A 21,060-nucleotide genomic window follows, 5' to 3' on the forward strand; every position below is an offset into this window, starting at 1 on the left:
TACAAATGAGTACCCTTGAATCCATCAGTAAAGATTAGTTTTACACTGTTGAAGGGATATAACTAAAAAAGATATTTACCTTATCAATACCTATTTTACCTAAACTAACTACCGGTCCGCTGAACGATCGGTAGTTTTGTTTTTACCCCGTCGTCGTTTGTTTCAGGAGGACGAGTCATCGGGTAATGGCGGTGGTTGTTTTTTTTGTTCGTCACCTATTCGCTATCTGTGGCAGCCAAGCACCTCCCCCTCGCTAAGTCCCTACGTCCCAGCATCTCTAAGTCTCCCCCGCCCACAGTACACTCAGGCCTTCGCAAACTTCCATCGCCCTTTTCGAAAAAACCATAACGCAATCACAGCGTGAAGCGAATGGCAAAAGGCTATCGTACTAAAGATCCCCAGCGTTCCCAGGTTGTAGGTAATCGCCAGGACATAGGCCATGGGAATTTCCAGCAACCAAAACACCCCAACATTGATATAGGCAGGGGTTCTGGTGTCGCCGGCGCCATTAAAAGCCTGCACCATTACCATGCCCACGGCATAAAAGATATAGCCCAAAACGGTTACTTTCAGTCCGGTGGCTGCAATCTCCCTCACTTCCTCTCCTTGCACAAATATTCCTGCCAGGCTATCTGCAAACAGCAGGTAAACAAGGGTGACGCAGGCCAGAAAAATAAAGTTATAGCGGGCCGTCAGGTAGGTAGAAAGTTCTGCCCGGAAAGCTTTTCCGGCCCCCAGGTTCTGTCCTACCAGCGTGGCAGCGGCGGCGGAAAGCCCCCATGCTGGCATCAGGCTAAAGAGCAATATCCGGAAGGCAATGGTATAACCAGCCACCGCAGCACTTCCAAATTCCGCAGCGATCCGGGTAAGGACAATCCAAGCAGCCGAATCCACCAGAAACTGCCCCATTCCCCCGACGGATATGCGAATGATTTTTTGCAGGGTCACCCAGCGTACTTTCAGGTTTTGCCGTCCAATGACCAGGCGGTGTTTTCCGTTTATCAAATGGTACATCTGGTACACCACGCCCACACTCCTTCCGATGGTGGTGGCCCAGGCGGCGCCTACCAGACCAAAGCCATCGAATGAACCCAGACCAAAAATCAAAAGGGGATCCAAAACGATGTTCAAGCCATTGGAAATCCAAAGCGCCCGCATGGCCAGATGGGGGGCGCCGGCACCCCTGAAAATTCCATTAATTAGAAACAGAAGCATAATGGCGGTGTTTCCTGCAAAAATGATTTCCGTATAGGCCGTTCCCATTTGCAACACCTGCATTTCCGCTCCCATGATGGCCAGTATTTCCCGGGAGTAAAAGTATCCTCCCATGCCCAATGCCAGGGAAGCCAACACGCCTACCAGCAGCAATTGAAAGGCAACGGTACCAGCCCGCTGGTAGTTTTTCTCGCCAAAACGGCGGGCCACCATGGCCGTACCGGCCATACTGATGCCCACTCCCAGAGAATAGATAATGGTGAGTACCGCTTCGGTAAGTCCCACCGTGGCCACGGCATCCTCTCCCAGCCTGCCCACAAAAAAAATGTCCACCACGGCAAACAGGGATTCCATAATCATTTCCAGAATCATGGGGACCGCTAGCAGCACTATCCCCGTTTTTATTGGGATACGGGTATAGTCCTGCTCCTTTCCCCGGATGGATTCTGCTATCAATTGCCAGAAAGGGATGTGCTTTTTCATCTGTTTATATTTTTTTTTCAGCGGTCAGATGGAATCTCGCATGGTTGATAATCATCCCAGTGTGTGGCGTTTTCGTCCTGGTCGATTTCATGGAGAAAAAATTGAGCAGCAAATATCGGAATATTGTACCGGATTTTTTCTTGTCACGGGAACGGAAATTTAGATTTACTGCGGAACAGGGAGCTGTAAACCGGGACCAACCAGTGGCAGGGCGGGAACATTGCTGCTACACCGAGCCAGACTAACTCATGCTAGGATGGAAGCGGATAAAAAAGCTTTTCTTAATTATGCCAGCTTATTTAGTCCTTAAATCCACCAGTCCCCCTTTGAGAAGAGCCTGTCCCGACCAAAGTCGGGAGGAATTTACTGAAAATGTGATTTGTTGACGAAATTGGGTAATGTAATCGGGCTTAGGAAGGCAACGCTTTTTGATTCCGCTAATCCGAAGCACACAAGTCCCTCCACCGCGACGGAAGGTGAAGGGGGAATTTTTCTTTTAAAACCTGTTTTTACCAAAAAACCAGCTCCGGTCTACATTACGCCCATTCCAACTTGCCCTGCGAGACAGCTGCCAGATTGGCTATGCGGTACAGGATCCGGGCTCCTACGTTGGCATCCCATTCGCCTCCATTGGTGCCGGGTGCTACTTCTACCAGGTCAAATCCAATCAGTTTCCTGCCGGATGTTACCATGAGTTTAATTAAATGCATCAGTTGCTGATAGTCCAGTCCTCCGGGCACCGGGGTACCGGTATTCGGGCAAAGCTGTGGAATCAAACCGTCAATGTCGATGCTTAGGTATACCTGCTCTGGTAAATCTGCGATGATTTCCCGGCAAAGTGTATCCCAGGTTTTACCCTTGTACAATTGCTCCTTCAGGTTGCTGTCAGTAAACAGCCGGCAACGGGCATCGGATTGGCTAAGATTCCATTCCTGTTCGCAAAAATCCCGAATTCCTACCTGTACCAGGCGCTGCACCTGCGGAATTTTTAGAAAATTTTGCGAAATCGAAGCATGTGAAAATTCAAAACCTTCATAGGCCATCCGCAGATCCGCATGGGCATCGATTTGCAGGATGCCGAAAGCTTCATTTTTATCTGCCAGGGCCTGTACCAGCCCCAACGGGGTACTGTGGTCTCCGCCCAGGACACCAACTAGCTTACCTTGCTCCAATTGATCTTTTGCCTGCTGGTACACCCATTCGTTCATTTCCCGACAGGCGCCATTAACGATTTCCGGAACAGCAGCAAAGCGTTCATCCTGATCCTGCTGCGAGCCGGCCTGCAACCATTGGATGTATTTGTCGGCCAAAAAGCGGTACTTATTATTTGCTGCTTCGATATCCTGATCCAGTGGCAACATGGAAATCCCCAACTTCCAGGCATTTCGGATATCTTCCTGAAACAGATCCACCTGTACGGAAGCTTCAAGAATGGCTGCGGGTCCTCGGGCCGTACCGGAACTGTAGGACACCGTCACCTCCCAAGGCACCGGCAGTATCGTCAATTGGCTGTTTTCGGGCTCGAAGGGAAGTCCAAACAATTTTCCTGAGATCCCCAAGCCATTTGGGTCAAAATTGGTAATAGACGCATTTCTAACTGACATGTGTGTGGATTGTATTTAAAGAATTGAAAAATAATCGAAGAAACCTGAACTGCGTTATTGCAGGATTTCCTCCAGGGTACCTGCATTTTTTGAGATTGCTTCCCAATCCATCTCCTGAAAATGAATGCGAGCCATCATTCCGGGCGAGAATACCAGGTGGGATTCCCCGGTAAGGTAAGCCGCAATCTGACTAATGGCAGGGTTATGCCCTACCAACAGCGCATGATTTACGCCCGTCGGAATATCGGTAATTGCCCGGAGTAGTTCGTCCCGGCCGGCGCGATAGATGCTGGAAACAGAGACCAGGGTTTTTACCTTTAATTCGCGGGCAAGGATCTCGGCCGTATTCTGGCAGCGCTTTGCCGGACTGTGGACCAGATAATCGCAAGATTGCCCGTTGATAGCCAACATTTTTCCCAGTCGCTCCAATTGCTGAATCCCGGCAGGAGTCAACTTCCTGTCTTTGTCATCCAGTGCAAAAGAAGGGGCCTCTGCCTGCCCGTGCCGGGCCAGTAATAATTCCTTAACCATAAGCTTTCGTTGGTCTGCACTTTAAAAATTAAATATGTAGATTTTCCCCCGGCAATAAAAATTGCAGGGGGGGAATATTTGGAAGCTAATTATATGACGTCTATTTTTAGGCCATCATTAGTGGATATTTACCTGATCCCATGTATTTTTATCTTTAACGAAATCAACCATGCCAAAGAATTTAGTCATAGTCGAGTCCCCTGCAAAAGCCAAGACCATAGAAGGTTATCTTGGAAAGGACTTTAAAGTCACTTCCAGTTATGGGCATGTTCGGGATCTGCCGAAAGGGGAAAATGCGATTGACATAAAAAATAAATTCAAGCCTACCTACGAGGTCAGCCCGGATAAAAAGGAAGTAATCCGTGAATTAAAAAAATTAGTGAAGGAGGCAGAGACCATCTTCCTGGCAAGTGACGATGACCGCGAAGGAGAGGCCATTTCCTGGCATTTAAAGGAAGTGCTCAACCTATCGGATGAAAATACCAAACGTATTGTATTCCGGGAAATAACCAAATCCGCCATTATCAAGGCCCTGGAATCTCCGCGAAAAATCGACCTGGACCTGGTCAACGCCCAGCAAGCCCGACGTATTCTGGACCGTTTGGTGGGCTTCGAGCTTTCGCCTGTCTTATGGAAGAAAATAAAAGCCGGCCTCTCCGCAGGCCGTGTGCAGTCCGTGGCCGTGCGCTTTATCGTGGACCGGGAACGGGAAATCGAAAAATTCAACGCCACCTCCTCCTATAAAATTACCGCTTTGTTTGATGTGGAAGGCAAGCAACTGCAGGCGGAATTGCCCAAGAAATTCGATACAAAGGAAGAAGCCGAGGCCTTTCTGAAAAATTGCCTGGAGGCAGATTTTTCCATCAAATCGCTGGAAACCAAGCCAGCGAAAAAAACACCCGCCGCCCCCTTTACCACTTCTACCCTGCAACAAGAGGCCAGTAGAAAGCTGTATTTTTCGGTGGCACAAACCATGAACATTGCCCAGAAACTCTACGAGTCCGGTAAGATCACCTATATGCGTACCGACAGCGTAAACCTTTCCGAAGACGCGCTGAAGAGTGCTGAGGGCGAGATCAAGGGAGCTTTTGGAAACGAATACCACCACAAACGCAAATTCACTTCCAAATCCGAGGGAGCGCAGGAAGCACACGAAGCGATTCGCCCCACTGATTTTTCAGTCACCGAAGCCGGTAAGGACCGCAACGAGCAGCGCCTGTACGAACTGATCTGGAAGCGGGCCATTGCCTCCCAGATGGCAGATGCCCAACTGGAAAAAACCAACGTTTCCATCGCCATCTCCAATGCCGATCAAACCCTGAGCGCCAGCGGAGAGGTTATCAAATTTCAGGGATTCCTGAAAGTGTACCTGGAAAGCACGGACGAGGAAGACGAGGAAGAATCCACCGCTAAAGGCTTGCTTCCTCCTTTGACCGTGGGACAGGAATTGGAACTGATAGAAATGAAGGGCAGGCAGTCTTTTACCCGTCCACCTGCCCGGTACACAGAAGCCTCCTTGGTAAAAAAATTAGAAGAAATGGGTATCGGACGTCCTTCTACCTATGCACCGACCATTTCCACCATACAAAAGCGAAACTACGTACTGAAGGAATCCAGGGAAGGAACACCCAGGAAATACACCGAGATGGTAATCAAAGGCGGAGAATTTGTATCTGCCGTTAAAACCGAAACCACCGGAACAGAAAAAAACAAGCTCTTCCCTACCAATATTGCCATGGTGGTGAACGATTTTCTGGTGGAACATTTTCCCAACGTGATTGATTTTTCCTTTACCGCCAAGGTGGAAAAGGAGTTTGATCACATTGCCCATGGTGAGCAGCCCTGGGAGGAAATGATCCAGAATTTTTATGGGGCGTTCCATTCCAAGGTGGAGCAAACGGAAAATATCAAACGTACCGATGTCAATTCCTCCAAGGAACTGGGGATCGATCCCAAAACGGGTAAAAAGATCATCGCCCGTCTGGGCAAATTCGGCCCCCTGGTGCAGATTGGTGACCAGGAAGACGAGGAAAAACAATTTGCCAGCATGCTGAAAGGGCAGTTTATTGAAAGCATGACCCTGGAAGATGCGCTGGAGCTCTTCAAATTGCCCCGGGATGTGGGGCATTTTGAGGACAAGAAAATTGTAGCGGCGATCGGACGTTTTGGTCCCTATATCCGGCACGATGGGAAGTTCGTTTCACTGGGAAAAGAATACGATCCACTCTCTGTAAGCGAAGAGGAAGCCATCGAACTGATCAAGGCCAAACGGGAAGCCGATGCCAAAAAGCATATCAAGTCCTTTGACGAAAACCCCGAATTGCAGATCCTAAACGGTCGCTGGGGCCCCTATATCAAAATGGGTAAAAGCAATTATAAAATCCCGAAAGACAAAGAGGCTGAAACCCTTACCTATGCCGAAACCATGGAAATAATCGAGAACCAGGGAGATGCCAAAAAGGGAAAAGCCAAGCCCAAGAAAGCGGCGGCAGCGAAAAAGAAAACGAAGAAATGAGTATTGGGAACGGTTTCGTTTCTATTTTTATTTCCTACTACTGAATGATAGCGTACTTGTCTGTAACCGCTCATTAGATCAAGGAGTTAGCGTTTAAAGAAAGTTACGAAATACAATGCTTTTTCGAAATGTTCAACCCACTCCGGGGTTGCGGGCAGGATAGACCGGCTCATAATCCCCGGGTTTCGCCCGGGGTTATTGTTGTTGAAGCCTTTCAGGCTTCGGAGGCGAATGGGGGCTTGTCTCCGGGGAATTGATGCGAGACTTCACTCCATTGGATTGGGCTCAATAGGAAGTAATTTTTTCTAGAAACTTTTCTTAGTCGTTGTTGATTCCCTCAGTAAAGGCAGGCCTGAAGGGCCTGAACAACACTAACCGTGGGTGCAGCCCACGGCTCATGGACTACCAAATACCTTCAACCCCGGAAGGGGTTGAACCTGAATGGCATGCCTCGCAAGAATTACGCTTCTGGAGATTGGGTCATACTATCGATCCCAGAAGGGGGGTACTCAAAGAAACCTTTGTGGATTGAGTAGACAATGTAACTTGTCCAAATGTCTATCGTGGCGAACCGCAAAAACAAAAAAAACCGCCCCTAAACAAGGATGCGGTTCTTTGATACACTAAGGGTAGGAATCAAGCGAATTCCTGGAAAGACCCGTTTGGCGCGTTAAATAGCTGCACAAAACCGATACCTTCACTCTCCACTTGAAAACGTTAGCTTAATTAACTTCCATTGGGCTGTCGTCGGCAGGCAGGTCGCCTACTACGTATTGCATGCCGTCCAGGAAAAACTGAAGCAACTCGGGATTGTCCATGCTTTGGGCATTATGAGAAGGGGAAGTGTAAAATACCCTGCCCTTACCATGTTTTTTGATCCAGGCCACGTAAATGGTATTGTTGCTGACTTCCGCTCTTTTTCCTTCCAATTGATCGGCTTCGATGTACAAGAGCGGTCGGAAGTTGTAATCAAAATAGGCGTTCTTAAAAAAGTATGGTTCGTCAATATGGGTAAAGCCATTGCCTTCAAAAGCTTGTACCAGGGGATGATCGGGGTCTACCTCTTTCACGTGCATCTCCTGTTGTTTGGGGTGATAGTCAAAGCTTCCCCCGACCATGGCGCTGAACTTTTCCGAATTGTTTTGCACTGTGATCGCTCCGTGCAGGATCATTAAACCACCACCTTTAGCCACGTAGTCCATCAAATTGTTCTCGTATTGTGCGGACAATTCAGCTATGGTCGCCTCGTCATAACTGGAATTTTTTTTCAGGAGATCTGCGAAAAGATCCCGATCCGGACCGGAAGGGTTGGAATTATTCAGAATGACCGCGTCGTACTGCTTTAAATTCTTTTTATCGAAACTATCGATATCCCGGGCAATGGTAATATCAAAGGCACCTGTTTTTTTGGCCAGTATTTTCAGCATTTCATCGTTGTGGGGAATGGTCCAATGATAAAATCCAGTATGTTGGGAAAAAACCATGATTTTTTTTACAGATGCCTGTATCCTTGTATCAGCAGGCGCCAACGATTCTATTTTCTCCAGCCATTCCTCGGTTACCGGAAAATCTTTTTGGCCCTGGGCGAAAATACTGCCCGTAAATAGAAAGAAAAGTAAGGTGTAGATTGTCTTTTTCATTGTAAATACCTGGTAAATCATTGGTTATTTTGTTAATAAATCTATTAATACTGTGACAGAATATGAATAAGTTAACGCGATCCTGTCATTAAATCAGAAAACGTGAAATGAACCCTTATTAGCTAATGGGAACAAAACAGATGGTGAAGATAGCTCAAAAAATTGATCGTACCAACGGTCAAAAGCCTGTTCTGTGTTAAAATCGTGTTCCTTCCGGCTGAAGGCAAGGGAATTCCTTTTTTATCGGGAGATAGATTGGCTGATGCCCCCGTCGGGTTTTACTTGTTTCGAGAAGCACTGTTGACACTGAATTTTCCCGCAGCCGGGCATTAGAAAGGATCCTGCAAGGGAATCGGCGCATACCACGCTTACCCCCTGTTTAGCCAAACAGCTTGATAAGGAGACATTGACGCCGTTGCAATTTTCCGCCCGTAAAAGACACATAACAGTGCCGTTTTCTCCTACCAAAAATACAGGTTGAACACTAATAAAACATTTCTTCAAACGAAATTATTCATTATGTTTGCACCCAAGTTAAAAGCGCTATGAAACATTTATTCTTATTATTTTTTGCCTTTGGTCTCTTTTCATCAGCTTATTCCCAGGTACAGGTGGGACTTTATCAGGGAGGGATTTTAAGCCACATCGGTGTGGGAACGGACCCGGAAAAGTCCTTTTTCGGAGAGGCTCGTATCCTTGCCGGAGGCGAGGTAAACCCCTACCTGGGACTGGAAGCCCTGGGGCATTACAACCTGAAACAAACGGATTGGTACAATGTGCATGCAGGACTTATGGTGGGCTATTCGGAAATCGATAATGGGAGATTTGGCGTACCCCTGGGCCTAAGTATCAAACCCATTGCCAATCACAGGCAATTTGCGGTGGTATTGGAAGGAACACCCATGTATGCTTTTAATTTCTTCGTCAGGGCGCTGTTTGGTCTGCGATACACCTTTGGCAAAGAGGATCAATAGCCGTATTTCTTGCCCCACAACTTTTGAAGCTGCTTTCTCAATTCATTTTCACGGGGATTATTGCCGGGATCGTATAGTTTGGTCCGCGCAATTTTATCCGGAAGGAATTCCTGTAGTACAAAATTGTTTTCGAAATCATGAGCATACCGATAGGATTTGCCGTAATCCAGATCCTTCATCAATTTGGTAGGCGCATTGCGCAGGTGCAGGGGCACGGGCAAGTCTCCTTCCTGCCTGACCAAGGTTTGTGCCTGATTGATGGCCATATAGCTGGCATTGCTTTTTGGAGAAGCGGCCAGATAGGTTACACATTGGGACAGAATGATCCGGGATTCCGGATAACCGATGACGTTGACGGCCTGGAAACAATTGGTGGCAAGCAAAAGGGCATTGGGATTGGCATTTCCGATATCCTCAGAGGCAAGGATAAGCAGCCTGCGTGCAATAAATTTCACGTCTTCCCCTCCTTCAATCATACGGGCCAGCCAGTAAACCGCCGCATTGGGGTCCGATCCGCGGATGGATTTGATAAAAGCCGAAATGATATCGTAATGCTGCTCTCCGGATTTATCGTACAGAGCTACCTTCTGCTGGGCAACTTGCATGACCCGTTCGTTTTCAATGACAACCTTTTCATCCTTGAAGCTGTCTATGACAATTTCCAACAGGTTGAGCAGCTTCCTTCCATCCCCTCCGGAAATCCGCAACAAGGCATCGGTTTCCTTTAACTCGACGGATACTTTTTTCAACAAAGGGTCTTTTTCCAGGGCCTGCAGCATCATGGCTTCCAGTTCTTCCCTGCCCAGTGGATTTAAAGTAAAAATCTGGCATCGGGAGAGCAATGCCGCATTCACTTCAAAGGAAGGGTTTTCGGTGGTAGCACCTATCAATCGAATGATTCCTTTTTCCACTGCCCCCAACAAGGCGTCCTGCTGGGACTTATTGAACCGGTGGATCTCATCAATAAATAACACCACCCCTTGCTGAAAACGGGCTTTTTGGATGACTTCCCGAATATCTTTGACACCGGAACTGATGGCACTCAGTGTATAGAAAGGGGCTTTTACCTCGTTGGCAATGATATTGGCGATGGTGGTCTTTCCTACTCCGGGAGGCCCCCATAAAATCAGGGAAGGTACCGAGCCGGTACGAATGGCATTGTGTAGAAAGGTTCCGGGTTTGGACAGGTGTTCTTGTCCAATCAGTTCTTCCAGCCTGGTCGGCCGCATACGTTCCGCCAATGGGGTTTGGTCCATGTTTTCCTTTATTTTAGAGTTGATCAAAACGCGTGCCCTATCCGGGAAACATCGCTTTTGGCAGCTTATGCGTTGCTGGTCTGGAAGGAATTGGCCTACACTGAAATCAAAATTTGGCTTTCCACCGGGATAGCCGTTCTTCCAGCGCCTCCAGGTGTCGGTCCTCCAGGTCCAGATGAGTAACCATCCGTATCCGGTCTTTGCCGAATTTCACGGCCCTTATATTTTTTTCGGCCAGTTGTTCCAAAAAGGATTCCGGGCTTACTTTCTCCAACCGGACAATGACGATATTGGTAAGCACCGGCAGTACCTCGGTAACATTGGGAATTTTACCCAAAATCTCCCCTACTACCCGGGCACGCTCGTGATCATCCTCCAGTCTGGCCACGTGGTGATCCAGTGCGTAAATGCCTGCTGCTGCCAACATTCCTGCCTGCCGCATGCCTCCGCCGAGGGCCTTTCGAATTTTTCTGGCCTTTTTTATATCCGCATGACTACCCAGCAGCACCGAACCCACCGGGCAACCCAGTCCTTTGCTAAGGCACAGAGAGATGGTATCGCACATTTTGCCCCAGTCGTGGGCACGTTCACCGGAATGGATCAGGGCATTGAACAAGCGGGCCCCGTCCAGGTGCAGCTTCAGGCCGGTTTCCTTGCATAACTGCCGGATGGGTCGGATTTCGTCTAGAAAATAAACGCTTCCGCCTCCTTTGTTCATGGTGTTTTCCAGGGATACCAAGGCGGTTTCCGGGACGTGATCGTCATCGGGATTAATGGCCTCACGGATGGCTTCTGCCTGTATCTTCCCTGCCTCTCCGTCCAGTAGCTTCACTGAGGCATGACTATTGGACATGATCCCGCCGCCTTCGTACAGGTAAATATGAGAATCTTTGTGGCAGATCAGTTCTGTTTGCGGCCGTGTGTGGAGCCGGATGGCAATTTGATTACTCATGGTCCCGGAGGGACAAAACAGACCTGCTTCCATTCCAAAAATCCCTGCCAGCTTGCCCTCCAGTTGCCGGACAGTAGGGTCTTCTCCGAATACATCGTCTCCCAGGCTGGCCATCATCATGGCTTCTTTCATTTCCCGGGTGGGCTGGGTAAGGGTGTCGCTACGCAGGTCTATGACCCAATCTTGCTGATGCATTCGTTTTAGTCTTTTTTAGTAAAGAATTGATCCAGTCCCGTACCAGTCTGTCTGCTAAGCACATCTTCCATGTCCAGCAGCTCCAGGTTCAGGGCATTGGTAGAAATTTGTAATTCAAATAGAGAAATGGCAAGGGAAACCAGCAAGCAGAGCATGCTGCCCATAAAAATCCAATTTGCAGCGGTAATAAAATCCTGATAAAGCAAAAACATGCAAATCACGCACAGTAAAAAGCTCAAGACGCCAAAAATCTGCATGTTTTTGATCATATTCAGCCGTTTTCTCAAGTTTTTGATCTGCCCAATTAAGACCTTTTCCTGTCCGCTATTTTCCAGGTACTTTTTATGAAGGCCCCGAATCAGGTTTGCCATCGCCAAAAAGCGGTTGGTATAGGCTAGCATCAGCAGGGTAATGGCTGAAAATAGCAGACCGGGGGTTGATAATTGTAGTTCCATGTGTGGGTTGCGAACGGTTCCGGCTGCAAGTTAAAACAAAATAAAAACCCCATCAACATTGGATGCGGTCTCTGGAATTTTTTTTGAGTTCCAGATCAGGAAACTTCTCCCAAAACCACTAGTTTTTCGAGGGTAGGACTTTCACTGCCTCCTTTGGGTTCGATGGTAATGGCAAAGGCCTGTACTTCTCCGGCAGCCTGCATGGCTTGCAGGTTCAACTTCTCTGCCGGGTTTACCAATCCAATTCCTACGGGACCATCTTCTCCTATGGCCCAAAGCTGGTAATCGCTGTTTTCATCCAGCTCGGCGAGTTGATTTACAGAAAGAAACACTTCGCTGCTTTCCCGGTCCCAAAAGACATCTACCCGCGCATCCTCCTGCATCGGAAGACCCTCTCCTTTCATGGGCACCCTGTCAAAATTACCGGAAAGCAATTGTTTCGTATCGGCATCCAACTGATCCAATCTGACTTGTGTACGTTGGAGGTTATCGGCCAGGGTGGCATTTTGTTCCAGCGCCAGCAATACGCGCTCTTCTGCCTCATAGTAGCGGTACCCAAAATAAGCAGCTGCACCAATCGCTAATACTGCCGTCAGGGAGGCCGCCACAGCAAAAGGTTTCCAGGGATTCGCTGCGGGATACAATCTCACCTCTTTCTCTTCCAATTCCTTTGGTGAGGTCTCGGTTTCGCGTTCTGCATCCAGGCTGGCAAAAATCTTATTCTTTACGGCATTGGAGGGCTCACTGCCCGATGCGGTATCAAAGGCAAACATGGCCGCTTCAATGTCCTCGATCTCCTGTTGAATTTCGGGATATTTTTTGGCCAGGGACAGCACTTCCTGCTGCTCCGTTTCGTTTAGGTCTCCCAGTACGAACAGTTCCAATTTACCGGACGATATGTAGGCTTGGATATCCACTAGATTTTATCAGCTTTCTTTTTTAATACCTGCAAGGCCGAGCGGACCCGGGACTTTACTGTTCCCAGGGGAATGGCATGTGCTTCGGCCACTTCCGTGTGCGTGTACCCTTTAAAGTAAATGCACTCCATTACCAGGCGCTGTTCTTCATTTAAATCTTCCATAAGTTCTCTGACCCCGATGCCGTCAACGGCTGATGCCGTTCCGGATTCGCTTTCCATTCCATATACGTAGTCATCTATGGTATTGGTCTTACTACTTTCAGAAAATTCCCGAGACCGTGTTTTGTCTATGGCGGCATTACGGCAGATATTAGCCATCCAGGTATACAGTCGGCCTTTTGTTTCATCGTAAGAACCGATCTTTTTGGTGATTTTGAGAAAGGCATCGTGAAACACCTCCTCGGCCAGTTCCTGGTCGAAAATTATCCGGCGGATAACTCCATACAGTGCTCTGGAATATTTCTCGTATAAATATTCCTGCACCTGCCGGTCACTGGCTTGTAACCCCTTTATTAAATCCTGTTCTTCCAAAAAAACGTTATCCGTAGGTGGTAGTTAAACTTCTTTGCTTTCCAGCAATCGCCATGAGCTTACAGGTGAATTACTTCCCCATAAGCAGCCGCTGCTGCTTCCATTACCGCCTCTGACATGGTAGGGTGTGGATGCACCGTCTTGATAATTTCGTGGCCCGTAGTTTCCAGTTTGCGGATAGCCACAATTTCCGCAATCATTTCGGTCACGTTGTAACCGATCATATGCGCTCCCAGAAGTTCGCCATATTTGGCATCGAAAATCAATTTCACGAAGCCATCCTTGGCGCCTGCAGCGGAAGCTTTGCCGGAAGCTGAAAAGGGGAATTTACCAATTTTCAATTCGTATCCGGCTTCTTTTGCCTGTGCTTCGGTATATCCTACAGAGGAAATCTCCGGAAGGCAATAGGTACAACCGGGAATGTTATTGTAATCCAGTGGCTGCGGGTTCTCACCAGCGATCTTTTCTACGCAGATAATTCCTTCGGCAGATGCCACATGGGCCAATGCCGGACCGGCCACTACATCTCCAATGGCGTAATAGCCGGGCATATTGGTGTTGTAATATTCGTCAACTTTTATCTTGCCTTTATCCACTAGTATGCCTACATCTTCCAATCCACAATTTTCCACGTTGGATACCACCCCTACGGCAGACAATACCACATCGCAGTCGATTTTTTCTTCTCCGTCTTTGGTTTTGACAGTCACCTTGCAGCCGGATCCTTTGGTATCCACCTGGGTAACTTCGGCACTGGTCATGATTTCAATGCCCTTTTTCTTGTAAATTTTCTCCAATGCTTTGGACACCTCTTCGTCTTCGTTTGGCACGATGCGGTCCAGAAATTCCACGATGGTCACTTCCACCCCGATGGAGCGATACACGTAGGCAAACTCCACTCCAATGGCACCGGACCCCACTACGACCATCTTTTTGGGCATTTTGTCCAATGTCATGGCTTTGCGGTAGCCCACAATCTTTTTATTGTCAATTTTCAGCGCGGGCAATTCCTTGGACCTGCCGCCAGTGGCAATGATGATATGGTCTGCGCTGTATTCGGTTTTCTTTCCGTCTTTGTCTTCTACCTCTACCTTTTTTCCGGACTTTACTTTTCCCCAGCCCAAAAGCTGTTCGATTTTATTTTTCTTCATCAAAAACTGCACGCCCTTGCTCATACCATTGGCGACGTCGCGGCTTCTTTTGATCATGTCTTCAAAATTGACACTGGCTTTTTCTACGGAAATCCCGTAGTCTGCCGCGTGGTTGATGTATTCAAATACCTGAGCGCTTTTTATCAGGGCCTTGGTTGGGATACAGCCCCAGTTGAGGCAAATCCCTCCGAGTTCCTCTGCTTCGACCACGGCCACTTTCAGCCCCAGTTGAGAAGCCCGGATTGCTGCTACATAACCTCCTGGGCCGGAGCCCAGCACGATGACATCAAATTTTGTTGAAGACATATGATTCGATTTTATATTCTTTTTTAGCTATGCAAATTTATAATAATAATGTTCAGAAAAAAATTTGGTTTTGATAATCAAAGCAGACAGAAACCCAATGAAAGCGCCGAACAGAACCAAAACTCCAAAGAAGGCAAAAGCATTAATTGCGATCTCCTTTCCGATGTTTTGGAATAAATACCTATTTTTGGAAAAGAAAAAACATAAAAATTTTGAATATGGGATTACTTACAGGAAAAAAAGCCTTGGTAACCGGGGCTTCCAAAGGCATTGGAAGGGCCATTGCCATTCGCTTTGCGGAAGAAGGAGCAGACGTGGCTTTTACTTTTTTGTCCAGTGTAGAAAAAGGCGAACAACTGGAAAAGGAACTGGCAACATACGGAATCAAGGCCAAGGGCTTTCGCTCTGATGCTTCCGATTTCCAGGCTGCCGAGAAACTTATCGCCGATGTGGTAGCCGAATTCGGGGGACTGGATATTCTGGTCAACAATGCCGGAATTACCCGCGATAACCTGCTGATGCGCATGAGCGAAGAAAACTGGGACGAGGTCATCAACATCAACCTGAAGTCTTGTTTCAATACCGTAAAAGCCGTTACCCGCACCATGATGAAGGCCAAATCCGGTTCCATCATTAATATTACTTCCGTAGTAGGCATCAAAGGCAATGCCGGGCAGGCCAATTATGCCGCCTCCAAGGCCGGAATTATCGGTTTTACCAAATCGGTAGCGCTGGAGCTGGGATCCCGCAATATCCGCTGCAACGCCATCGCACCGGGATTTATAGAAACGGAAATGACAGAAGTGTTGGACGAAAAGACCGTCCAGGGCTGGAGGGAGGCCATTCCCATGAAACGCGGCGGAAAGCCGGAAGAAGTGGCCGATGCCTGTGTGTTTCTGGGCTCAGACATGAGCAAATACATTTCCGGGCAGACGCTTCAGGTAAACGGCGCCATGCTGACCTGATGAACACAAACGTGAATTAATAACCATTAAACCCAAAATAACCATGAAATTTTCCCCCTTTCCGTTCCAGGTATTTCTCCCTATCAAGCCTATCCCATTCTTAATGGGACTATTGGTAGCAGTAATTCTTGCTTTTGGCACTTCAGCTTATGCCCAGGAAGTTGCCGATGTATCGGACGAGGTGCTTCTCGAATTATACAGAGGAGCCCGCGTCACGGACGTAGTCGATGGTCTGGTCACGGTGGGCTATATGGATGTGGGGGTGATGGATCCAAGCATTGCCCCTTTGTGGCGGGATGTGGAAACCATGGAACACCGGTTTTCCGGAATAGCCGTTACCGTCCGCTATGGCCCGACCAACAGGCCCATGCATCCCGGAGCAGACCTTACCCAACCTGAAAATTATGAGGTTTACCGCCAATGGCGGGGCATGTGGTACTCCCAACTATCTACCGAGCCTTTTGGGGAATTTATCAAAGAAGGTTCGGTGGTGGTGATGGACAACAGAGATGATAATGACACCGGATCAACCGGTTCTAAAAACATCATGGACTGGCAGGAGAAAGGAGCGGTTGGGCTGGTCTCTGCTGGTGGTGTCAGGGACATTGATGAAATCATCCGTCAAAAAAATCCGGTTTACACCGATTATTCCAAAAGGGGAAGAGGGGAACGTATCGGAAGAAATGAGGTGATCGACGTACAAAGACCCATAGTGGTGGGGGGATGTACCGTCTACCCGGGAGATGTGATCGTAGCCGATTCTGATGGGGTGGTAGTCGTTCCCCGTAGGGTCGCTGTCAGGGTCGGGCAGATCGCCTATATGGAGCTGGTGGATGATATCAAAGGCAGAAGGGAGCTGTTTGAAAAAACCGGCAGGACCTACGACCAAACCGTAGAAATTCCGGAAGAGCCGGCCACTTTTTTCAAAAAGCATGGCTTGCCGGAAGATCCCAATAAGCCTTAATAGCTATTGCCCCCGAAAGGACTGATTTCGTGTCTGTCCGGGGATTACAAATCCCCTTTTATCTGAACCACGAAATTACAAATTTCGAGGAGCTGGAAGCTGCGCTGTCCAACATTTGCAATGTCGGACGACAGATGAACAGGATTTGTAATCCTGATTACGGCGAAGATATGGGGATTACAAATCCCCTTTATCTGAGCCTTGGGATTATAAATCCCGAGGAGCGAGGGTGTGAGAAAAAAGGATTTATTTCTCCACTTTCTGCCCATCCAGGACCTCAAAGCGGGACATTTTGCTGATGTACTCGGGAACCATTTTTTTCATGTGCAAAACCAGCTGCATCTCATCTTCAGGATCAAATAAAGTTTCAAACAATAGCATTTTTCTTTTGATCTCCTGAAAATTGCCGGGTCGGACCATGGCTATTTTTATCTTAGGATGGTGGGTTTCAATGGACTGTTCTCCAGAATCCAATACTTCTTCGTACAACTTTTCTCCAGGACGCAATCCCGTGATTTCTATGTCAATGTCAACGCCGGGTTTTTTACCGCTGAGGTAAATCATTTTTCTCGCCAGGTCAATGATCCTGATCGGTTCACCCATGTCAAAAACAAAAATCTCACCCCCCTTACCCATGACTCCTGCCTCCAATACCAAATCACAGGCCTCGGGTATGGTCATGAAATACCGGGTAACATCGGGGTCAGTGACAGTCAAAGGTCCTCCATTTTTGATCTGCCGTTTAAACAAAGGAATGACAGAACCATTTGATCCCAATACATTACCAAAGCGGGTAGTGATAAAGGCTGTTCCTGATTTGTGCTTTTCCTTTTGGGATTTGTCGAGGGATTGTACATACATCTCAGCCAGCCTTTTGCTGGCCCCCATCACATTGGTGGGATTTACGGCCTTGTCTGTGCTGACCATGACCATTTTTTTCACGCCATATGCCACTGCACAATCCGCCACATTTTTTGTCCCCAGGAGATTACACTGAATGGCTTTGACCGGATACTTTTCCATCATGGGCACATGTTTTAAAGCTGCAGCATGGAAAACAAAATCGGGCCTGTAAAGATCAAACACCTTTTTGAGCCCTTCCAGGTTGGTCACATCCTCCAAAATTGAGTGAAGTGTCAGAAATTTGAATTCATTCTGAATAAATACCTCCTGATCATGCAGGGGAGATTCGGCCATATCCAGCAATACCAAAACCTCCGGAGAGCACCTGGCAATCTGCCTTGACAATTCACTGCCTATGGATCCTGCCGCTCCTGTAACCAGCACCCGCTTACCCGATATCAGTGCAGATACCCGGCTGTTTTTCAGACATATGGATTCCCTGCCAAGCAAGTCTTCTATTTTTACGTCCCTGAGTGCACCGGGACTGAGGTTCCCGCCTATCCACTGGTTTACCGGAGGTATCGTCATGGCATGGATATTCAATTGGATGCAGGCATCGATAATTTCCCGCTTTCGCCTGGGGGGAAGATCAATGATGGCTATGATCAATTCTTCCAATTCATATCTTTCTGCCAAATCCGGCAATTCGTCAACGTTACCGAATACCGGCAATCCCTCAAAATATTTACCCTTTTTCCGGGGGTCATCATCCAGAAACCCAGAAACCAGAAACTGGTACTGGCTGTCTTTGACCACGGCCCGGTAAGTAATGCTTCCTGCCTCACCTGCCCCATAGATCAATATTCTTTTCTTTGGCAAATCCATCCCTTTGAGTTTGTTTTTCCTGAAAAAATCCTTTACCAGCAGGCGGTAGGTAATCAGGAAAAATAAAGCAAGTACTCCCCCAATGATCAGCACCGCAAATGGAACCACCCTACCGCCACCATATATGACCAACTTTAACAAATTAAGGACCGAAACCGCCAGTACCGTAAAGCCAACTGTACGCAGGATCAACATCCCATCCATGATACCGGTATGACGCACTATTCCGGTATAACTTTTTGTCAGAAACATTACAAACAGGCCACTTAAAACGAAGACAAGGGATCCCTGAAAAACCTGCAGGTCAGCCATCCTTAACCAATCGAAATTGGTTGCCAGGAAATACGCAAAAAAGATGGATATGAAAAGAATAATACTATCAAGACAAGCGATAAACCACCTGGGGAGAATGTTGATTTTTTTCGAAAAAAACATGAATAAAAACTTATGGTTATGCAGTTGTCAGCAAATATATACCAAAGATAATGGTTTTTCACCTTACAAAAAAGCTAAACTTTTCTCAGAAAAATACTTTGGGAAAATAAATCCCATGATAACCTGGTGCCCATCCCGGACTTTCCTATCCCTTTATGGCCAATGGTAAACCATTTGCACCTGTAAATTGAAATTGGAACTTAAACCCGCTGCAGCCTGCCATTGGTAATGATGGGAATGAATAAATTGTCCGGTAGCCGAAAGGTTGATGTTAGCCAATTTCCTTTCCCATAACAAGGCCAGGGCCAAATCGGTCCAGGGCCCCAAACCTGCATTTGCACCTGCTGCAGCATAATAAAAATCCTCATTTCTGGCCACCCGCTCCAGTCGTATTCCTGTTTTTTTCCACCCCTGCAAATAGGCCAACTCCAGGGTTTGCATATTGGTACCAGGACCCAGGCCCACCCCCAGGGGCTCTCCCCTATGGGTAAATCCACGGAGGCTGGAATGGCTGTGCCAGGTTGCACCCGCATTGCCGGAATACCGGATCAGGCGGTTGATGGATTCCTGCTGCTGGGTCAGCTCCGCCCGCATTTGGAAATGGCCCTTTTTCAGGGTCCACAGTTTGGTAAATCCCATCAAATAAGCCCGGGCATGTTCGGGATTGAGGATAAACTCCCGCCAATTCAATGCATGGTCCCGCCGGCCATACTCAAAATAAAGCTCTGATTGTACCTGGGGCAACAACCACCGGCCAAATATTGCCACCTGCTGGTCCCATTCACCATTGGCATTGGAAAATCCGTAATTTTCCTTGATCAGGGGCATGACTACCGGCAGCAAAGCCCTAAATCCGGGTGGCCGATCCTGGTTATGGATCTGAAAAGTCCGTGAAAAACCCAATGATAAGCCCTTTAGCCATTTCGGAGAGTAAGCAAGGATCAGCGCATTCAGATAGCGCGGATCTTCCCGGTGAGGCCGGTAAAATTGACGATTGAGTGCCTCCTGCTGCAGGGGAGCATATGCTGTACTGGCTAGCCGACCAACCAATACCTGCCCTTCAAACGTTCCCATAAAGGTGGACAGGGGTGCCCTGGTGCCCAGGCTCAGGTGAGGAAATCCCGGAGCATGGTGACTGAAAATAAGGGACTGAAACTGTCCCGGACCCCACCATAAATTACTGGTGCTGAGGCTTAATTCCCAGTTGCGCCAGTGGGCGGCCAGTTTGGATTGTCCCCAACCCAGGCGAAGCAGCATTCCCTGACTAAAACGCTCCGGATAGTTGAGTGTATTGGGATAACGGAAATAAATGCGGTTGGTGGCAAGCCCGTAACGATCCGGAAATCCTTCATAAGCTGTGTTTCCAGCCAAAACCAATTCCGGTTGGAAACGAAATTCCAGCCAATTTTTACTGAATAGCACGCCGGGATTTAACCAGAGCTGAGGTCCTCTGGCGGGCACCGTCAGGTAAGGGTAATACCCGTAAGGCCTGCTTGCAGAATGGCCCAGGGAAGCCCTTACCGGTAGCCATTTCCAGTTTTCCCTGATTTCCTTTCCGGGAGCCAGGCTGTCTCCTTCCATGAGTTCCGCAAGCGGTAAATCAAAGGGACGAATAAGGTAACTGGCCCGGTTGTCTCCCTTGCCCAGGAGCTGCATTCTCCTTCCGGCTTCTTCCAGCATGGGCTCACCTGCAAAAACCTGGGCCTGCAAGGCAGCGTGGTTTACACAAAGAAATAGTACTGTAAAAATAAGGGTTCGTAGCATTGGAGCCGAAAGATAAACTTTTTTACAAAAAAAGCAGGAAATAATGGCAATCTTATGCCTCGCAACCTGGAGCAGGTGCTGTACGACATTTGAAATGTCGGACCACAGATGAACAGGATTTGCAATCCTGGTTGCGGAATTGTTTTGGAGAAAGTGGAGACGTTATGGGGATTACAAATCCCCTTTATCTGTCCTCGGAATTGCAAATCCCGAGGAGCAGGTGCTGTTCGACATTTGCAATGTCGGACTACAGATGAACAGGATTTGCAATCCTGATTACGGAATCGTTTTAGGGATGATGGGTACGTTATGGGGATTACAAATCCCCTTTATCTGTCCTCGGAATTGCAAATCCCGAGGAGCAGGTGCTGTTCGACATTTGAAATGTCGGACTACAGATGAGCAGGATTTGCAATCCTGGTTGCGGAATCGTTTTGGAGAAAGTGGAGACGTTATGGGGATTACAAATCCCCTTAA

The 21,060-nt window shown here is 47.9% G+C and carries 17 protein-coding genes; 5 read left to right on the forward strand and 12 right to left on the reverse strand.

Annotated features, from left to right (window positions below):
* Positions 1–303: 303 nt before the first annotated feature.
* The 3 genes from GKS34_RS15095 to GKS34_RS15105 all read right to left on the reverse strand — a co-directional run bounded on the left by GKS34_RS15095 (position 304) and on the right by GKS34_RS15105 (position 3,833).
* Positions 304–1,698, reverse strand: coding sequence for an MATE family efflux transporter (locus GKS34_RS15095; protein WP_163385819.1), 1,395 nt, complete (start codon positions 1,696–1,698; stop codon positions 304–306).
* A 536-nt stretch (positions 1,699–2,234) separates the two neighbouring features.
* On the reverse strand, positions 2,235–3,302 hold the full coding sequence (locus GKS34_RS15100) for an agmatinase family protein (RefSeq protein ID WP_163385820.1): 1,068 nt from the start codon (positions 3,300–3,302) through the stop codon (positions 2,235–2,237).
* Positions 3,303–3,356: 54 nt separating this feature from the next.
* Entirely contained in the window at positions 3,357–3,833 is a 477-nt protein-coding gene (locus GKS34_RS15105; RefSeq protein ID WP_163385821.1) for a SixA phosphatase family protein, read from the reverse strand.
* 169 nt (positions 3,834–4,002) lie between these two features.
* On the opposite strand from GKS34_RS15105, the gene topA reads away from it, so the two are divergent.
* A complete protein-coding gene (gene topA, locus GKS34_RS15110; RefSeq protein WP_163385822.1) occupies positions 4,003–6,348 on the forward strand; it encodes a type I DNA topoisomerase in 2,346 nt (781 codons plus the stop codon).
* Between the two features lie 722 nt (positions 6,349–7,070).
* Here topA and GKS34_RS15115 read toward each other — a convergent pair.
* Positions 7,071–7,988, reverse strand: coding sequence for a ThuA domain-containing protein (locus GKS34_RS15115; protein ID WP_163385823.1), 918 nt, complete (start codon positions 7,986–7,988; stop codon positions 7,071–7,073).
* Between the two features lie 545 nt (positions 7,989–8,533).
* On the opposite strand from GKS34_RS15115, the gene GKS34_RS15120 reads away from it, so the two are divergent.
* Complete coding sequence (locus GKS34_RS15120; protein ID WP_163385824.1) at positions 8,534–8,962, forward strand: hypothetical protein; 429 nt, start codon at positions 8,534–8,536, stop codon at positions 8,960–8,962.
* On the opposite strand, the gene GKS34_RS15125 is transcribed toward GKS34_RS15120, so the two are convergent.
* The 6 genes from GKS34_RS15125 to lpdA all read right to left on the reverse strand — a co-directional run bounded on the left by GKS34_RS15125 (position 8,956) and on the right by lpdA (position 14,727).
* Positions 8,956–10,218: a replication-associated recombination protein A gene (locus GKS34_RS15125; RefSeq protein WP_163385825.1), complete on the reverse strand. Its 1,263-nt coding sequence runs from the start codon at positions 10,216–10,218 to the stop codon at positions 8,956–8,958. The genes GKS34_RS15120 and GKS34_RS15125 overlap by 7 nt on opposite strands.
* 106 nt (positions 10,219–10,324) lie before the next feature.
* Positions 10,325–11,365, reverse strand: coding sequence for a threonine aldolase family protein (locus tag GKS34_RS15130; protein ID WP_163385826.1), 1,041 nt, complete (start codon positions 11,363–11,365; stop codon positions 10,325–10,327).
* A gap of 5 nt (positions 11,366–11,370) precedes the next feature.
* The gene (locus GKS34_RS15135) at positions 11,371–11,820 is read right to left on the reverse strand and encodes a DUF2721 domain-containing protein (protein ID WP_163385827.1); all 450 of its coding nucleotides are present in this window, start codon (positions 11,818–11,820) and stop codon (positions 11,371–11,373) included.
* A 95-nt stretch (positions 11,821–11,915) separates the two neighbouring features.
* Positions 11,916–12,704 (reverse strand): anti-sigma factor, encoded by a 789-nt coding sequence (locus GKS34_RS15140; RefSeq protein WP_240459316.1) that lies wholly within the window; start codon positions 12,702–12,704, stop codon positions 11,916–11,918.
* A 32-nt stretch (positions 12,705–12,736) separates the two neighbouring features.
* Entirely contained in the window at positions 12,737–13,270 is a 534-nt protein-coding gene (locus GKS34_RS15145; RefSeq protein WP_163385829.1) for an RNA polymerase sigma factor, read from the reverse strand.
* Between the two features lie 59 nt (positions 13,271–13,329).
* Positions 13,330–14,727, reverse strand: a complete 1,398-nt coding sequence (gene lpdA, locus GKS34_RS15150; protein ID WP_163385830.1) for a dihydrolipoyl dehydrogenase — start codon at positions 14,725–14,727, stop codon at positions 13,330–13,332.
* Between the two features lie 48 nt (positions 14,728–14,775).
* On the opposite strand from lpdA, the gene GKS34_RS23615 reads away from it, so the two are divergent.
* From GKS34_RS23615 to GKS34_RS15160, 3 genes are read left to right on the forward strand one after another with little or no spacing between them, the layout of a single operon-like run.
* Complete coding sequence (locus tag GKS34_RS23615; protein ID WP_262888580.1) at positions 14,776–14,904, forward strand: hypothetical protein; 129 nt, start codon at positions 14,776–14,778, stop codon at positions 14,902–14,904.
* Positions 14,905–14,945: 41 nt separating this feature from the next.
* Positions 14,946–15,692, forward strand: coding sequence for a 3-oxoacyl-[acyl-carrier-protein] reductase (fabG, locus tag GKS34_RS15155; protein ID WP_163385831.1), 747 nt, complete (start codon positions 14,946–14,948; stop codon positions 15,690–15,692).
* Positions 15,693–15,735: 43 nt separating this feature from the next.
* A complete protein-coding gene (locus GKS34_RS15160) occupies positions 15,736–16,656 on the forward strand; it encodes an RraA family protein (RefSeq protein WP_205602085.1) in 921 nt (306 codons plus the stop codon).
* A 246-nt stretch (positions 16,657–16,902) separates the two neighbouring features.
* Here GKS34_RS15160 and GKS34_RS15165 read toward each other — a convergent pair whose 3' ends face one another.
* Positions 16,903–18,819 carry a polysaccharide biosynthesis protein gene (locus GKS34_RS15165; protein WP_163385832.1) on the reverse strand — a complete coding sequence of 639 codons (1,917 nt, stop codon included), beginning with the start codon at positions 18,817–18,819 and terminating at the stop codon, positions 16,903–16,905.
* Between the two features lie 153 nt (positions 18,820–18,972).
* The gene (locus GKS34_RS15170; RefSeq protein ID WP_163385833.1) at positions 18,973–20,583 is read right to left on the reverse strand and encodes a capsule assembly Wzi family protein; all 1,611 of its coding nucleotides are present in this window, start codon (positions 20,581–20,583) and stop codon (positions 18,973–18,975) included.
* Between the last annotated feature and the right edge of the window lie 477 nt (positions 20,584–21,060).

The organism is Cyclobacterium jeungdonense, assembly GCF_010994275.1.
GTDB classification, from domain to species: domain Bacteria; phylum Bacteroidota; class Bacteroidia; order Cytophagales; family Cyclobacteriaceae; genus Cyclobacterium; species Cyclobacterium jeungdonense.